The sequence below is a fragment of the Pseudomonas edaphica genome (assembly GCF_005863185.1).
Taxonomy (GTDB): domain Bacteria; phylum Pseudomonadota; class Gammaproteobacteria; order Pseudomonadales; family Pseudomonadaceae; genus Aquipseudomonas; species Aquipseudomonas edaphica.
This window is the reverse complement of the sequence record NZ_VBVZ01000603.1, coordinates 1-3684: the sequence shown is the minus strand read 5'-3', so window position 1 is coordinate 3684 and position 3684 is coordinate 1. Positions and strand designations below refer to the sequence as shown.

The following is a 3684-nucleotide window of genomic DNA, read 5'->3' as shown; positions in this document are numbered from 1 at the left end:
ATCCGATCGTCCTTGGTGTAATCGGTGGCGCGGCTGGCTTGCTGGTGTTGTTGCTTCTGCTGCTGTGGGCGCGCCATCGCAATGCGCGCCTCGAAGAGGAAAAGCACCTGCGCATGGCACGCGCGCTGGCCGAAGAACCGGCATTTACGCCAAATGTGGATCACGATCTGCCTGCGGACAGCTTCGAAGGCCTTGAGGTGGCAGCGCCGAACGTTAAATTGGCTGCTGCTCCTGCGCCGGCGGCGGTTGCTGAGCCTGTGGTGGTGCCATCGGTCGCCTCCGTGCTGGCGCCATTGGCCGTCGCCGTCGCCCCGGAAAACTCCAGTGATGCACTGGCGCAAGCGCAATCCCATATCGACCGTGGCCACCTGAACCAGGCCGCCGATGTGCTGGAGCAGGCGATCAAGCGCGAACCCAAGCGCAGCGACCTGCGCCTGAAGTTGATGGAAGTCTATGGCCTGCAAGGCGACAAGGACGGTTTCGTCACCCAGGAGCGTCAACTGGTGGCCAATGGTGAAAACCATGCCCAGGTCGAGCAGCTCAAAAACCGCTTCCCGGCCATGGCCGTGTTGGCGGCGGGCGTCAGTGCTGCGGTGGCAGCGGCGGCCCTGGATGCTCAATACGTCAAGGACTTGCTCGAAGACAAGCCCGCCGCGCCTGCCCCGGAGCCTGAGGCGTTCGACACCGATTTCGACCTGAGTCTGGATGACCTGGAAGCGGCGTCACCCACCGTAGTCAGCCCGAAAGACGCGCCGAGCTTTGAGTCGGTGCTGCAACAGCAGACCGAAGCCAAGGCCAGCCCTGATGACCTGTCGGACTTCGACCTGGACTTGCAGCTTGAGGCTCCGTCTTCGCAGGCCGATGACGACTTCCTGTCGGGCCTGGAAGATCAAATGAAGGACGTGCCGGCTGTTGAGCCGCCGACCCTCAAGCCGGCTGCGCTGGACGATTTCGACCTGCCGGAGGACTTCGATCTGTCCCTGGCGGACGAGCCGCAAGCCCCGGCCGTTGCCAAGCCTGATGCATTCGCCTCGCAGCTCGATGACGTCAACGCAGAACTCGATCGCCTGTCTTCGAGCCTCGAGCATCCGCCGATCGAGCCTTCCTTCACCGCTGAAGACGCGGCGTTGGGCGCTGATGAGCCGGAGTTTGACTTCCTTTCCGGCACCGACGAGGTCGCCACCAAGCTGGACTTGGCCCAGGCCTACATCGACATGGGCGATGCGGATGGCGCAAAGGACATCCTCAATGAAGTGCTGACCGAGGGCAGTGAAGAGCAGCGCGGTGAAGCCAAGGAAATGCTCGGCAAAATCTAACAGTTGATACAAACCCCCTGTGGGAGCTGGTTTGTGTGGGAGCTGGCTTGCCTGCGATGGCGTCAACCGGGTCTCAACTGTAGACCGAGGTGCCTGTATCGCAGGCAAGCCAGCTCCCACACAACAAAAGCGCCCCGCATAGCTCCAGCGCCTTTATAATGCCCGCCTTCGCGCAACTCATCGGGCTCTCAGTTCTTGGCAAATATAGATAACGCGGCTGCCGAAATGGCGGCCGCAGGCTTTAACCGCATCGCCTTGGGCGTGGAATACAAAGGTTCGCGCTATCGCGGCTGGCAGCGCCAGGCTTCAGGTGTGCTGACTGTGCAGGAAACCCTCGAAAACGCGTTGTCGAAGGTGGCGGATTCGCCGGTCTCGCTGATGTGTGCCGGGCGTACCGATGCCGGTGTGCATGCCTGTGGCCAGGTGGTGCACTTTGACACCCAGGCCGAGCGCACGCTGAAAGCCTGGGTGATGGGCGCTAATATCAATTTGCCCCATGACGTCAGCGTGACCTGGGCCAAGGTCATGCCTGCGCATTTTCATGCGCGCTTCAAGGCCATTGCCCGGCGCTACCGCTATGTGATCTACAACGATCAGATCCGCCCGGCGCACCTGAATCAGGAAATCACCTGGAACCACCGCCCGCTGGATGCCGAACGTATGGCCGAGGCCGCCCGGCATCTGGTCGGCGTGCATGATTTCAGCGCCTTCCGTGCGGGGCAATGCCAGGCTAAATCGCCGATCAAGGAAGTCCATCACCTGCGCGTGACCCGTCACGGCAAGATGATCGTGCTGGATATCCGCGCCGGTGCTTTCCTGCACCACATGGTGCGCAATATTGCCGGTGTGCTGATGACCATCGGCACTGGCGAGCGCCCGGTGGAGTGGGCGCGGGAAGTGCTGGAGAGCCGCGTTCGCCGCACCGGCGGTGTCACGGCGCACCCGTTCGGCTTGTACCTGGTGGATGTGGAGTACCGCGACGAGTTTGAATTGCCGCAGCGCTTTATCGGTCCACATTTCCTCACAGGTTTCAGCGAACTTGACGGCTGACGCCTGCAAGCGCTTTTGTTACCATCCGGGACTTTCTCGGCCCAACCCCTGAGGTTTCCACGACATGCCAGCCGTTCGCAGCAAGATTTGCGGGATTACCCGCATAGAAGACGCGCTGGCGGCAGTCGAAGCGGGGGCGGATGCCATCGGTTTCGTGTTTTATGCCAAGAGCCCGCGCGCGGTGAATGTGTTGCAGGCGCGGGCGATTATCGCTGCGCTGCCGCCATTCGTCACCACCGTGGGGCTGTTCGTCAACGCCAGCCGTTGCGAACTCAACGAAACCCTGGATGCCGTGCCGTTGGATATGCTGCAATTTCACGGTGACGAAAGCCCCGATGAATGCGAAAGCTACCAGCGCCCGTACATCAAGGCGCTGCGCGTCAAGGCCGGAGATGACATTGCTGCTGCGTGCGCCGCCTATACTGGCGCTCGCGGCATTTTGCTGGATACCTATGTCGAAGGCGTGCCCGGCGGCACGGGTGAGGCGTTCGACTGGACGCTGATTCCCGAAGGCTTGAGCAAGCCGATCATTCTCGCAGGTGGGCTCAATCCCGCGAATGTCGCGGTGGCCATCGAGCAGGTCCGGCCTTATGCGGTGGACGTCAGCGGCGGAGTGGAGCAGGGCAAGGGCATCAAGGATCACCACAAGATTCGCGCATTCATGCAGGCCGTGCGCAACAGCAGTGGCGCGATGTGACGGCTGGCAGTCTGCCGCCGTCCATAACTACCACTGTGTAGAACAGCACCGGCGCCGCCTGCGGGAGGCCCGGAAATGAAGTGGCAACCCTGCGTTGGCAGGTTGTCTGGAAGGCTGAGGATACAGGCGGGAAATGGCCGGTCGAACGTCTGACCCCGTCCAGCCTGTGTCATCGCCATATATGAATTTAGCTCAAGGGCATACGCGGGGCTGTGTTCAAGCCACCGGTACTGGAGAAAGAAAGCATGAGCAACTGGTTAGTAGACAAACTGATCCCTTCGATCATGCGGTCCGAGGTGAAGAAAAGCTCGGTTCCTGAAGGTCTGTGGCACAAGTGCCCATCCTGCGACGCGGTGCTGTACCGCCCGGAGCTGGAAAAGACCCTGGACGTTTGCCCCAAGTGCAACCATCACATGCGCATCGGCGCCCGTGCGCGCATCGACATCTTCCTTGATGCCGACGGCCGTAACGAGCTGGGCGCAGACCTGGAGCCGGTTGACCGTCTCAAGTTCCGCGACGGCAAGAAGTACAAGGACCGCTTGACCGCAGCGCAGAAGCAGACCGGCGAAAAAGACGCGCTGATTTCGGTCAGCGGCAAGCTGCTGGGTATGCCGGTGGTAG

Annotated in this window: 3 protein-coding genes and 1 pseudogene; all 4 read left to right on the top strand. The window is 61.5% G+C overall.

What is annotated here, in order from left to right; translation table 11 throughout:
- Positions 1–1316, top strand: a 1316-nt coding sequence (locus tag FEM54_RS27410) for a motility hub landmark protein FimV (RefSeq protein WP_138453735.1), incomplete at its 5' end; no start/stop codon positions are given.
- Between the two features lie 225 nt (positions 1317–1541).
- Positions 1542–2366 (top strand): tRNA pseudouridine(38-40) synthase TruA, encoded by an 825-nt coding sequence (truA, locus tag FEM54_RS27405; RefSeq protein WP_056861241.1) that lies wholly within the window; start codon positions 1542–1544, stop codon positions 2364–2366.
- 64 nt (positions 2367–2430) lie between these two features.
- Entirely contained in the window at positions 2431–3063 is a 633-nt protein-coding gene (locus FEM54_RS27400; RefSeq protein WP_138453734.1) for a phosphoribosylanthranilate isomerase, read from the top strand.
- Between the two features lie 245 nt (positions 3064–3308).
- Positions 3309–3684 (top strand): annotated as a pseudogene (locus tag FEM54_RS27395) (acetyl-CoA carboxylase, carboxyltransferase subunit beta); the annotation flags it as partial.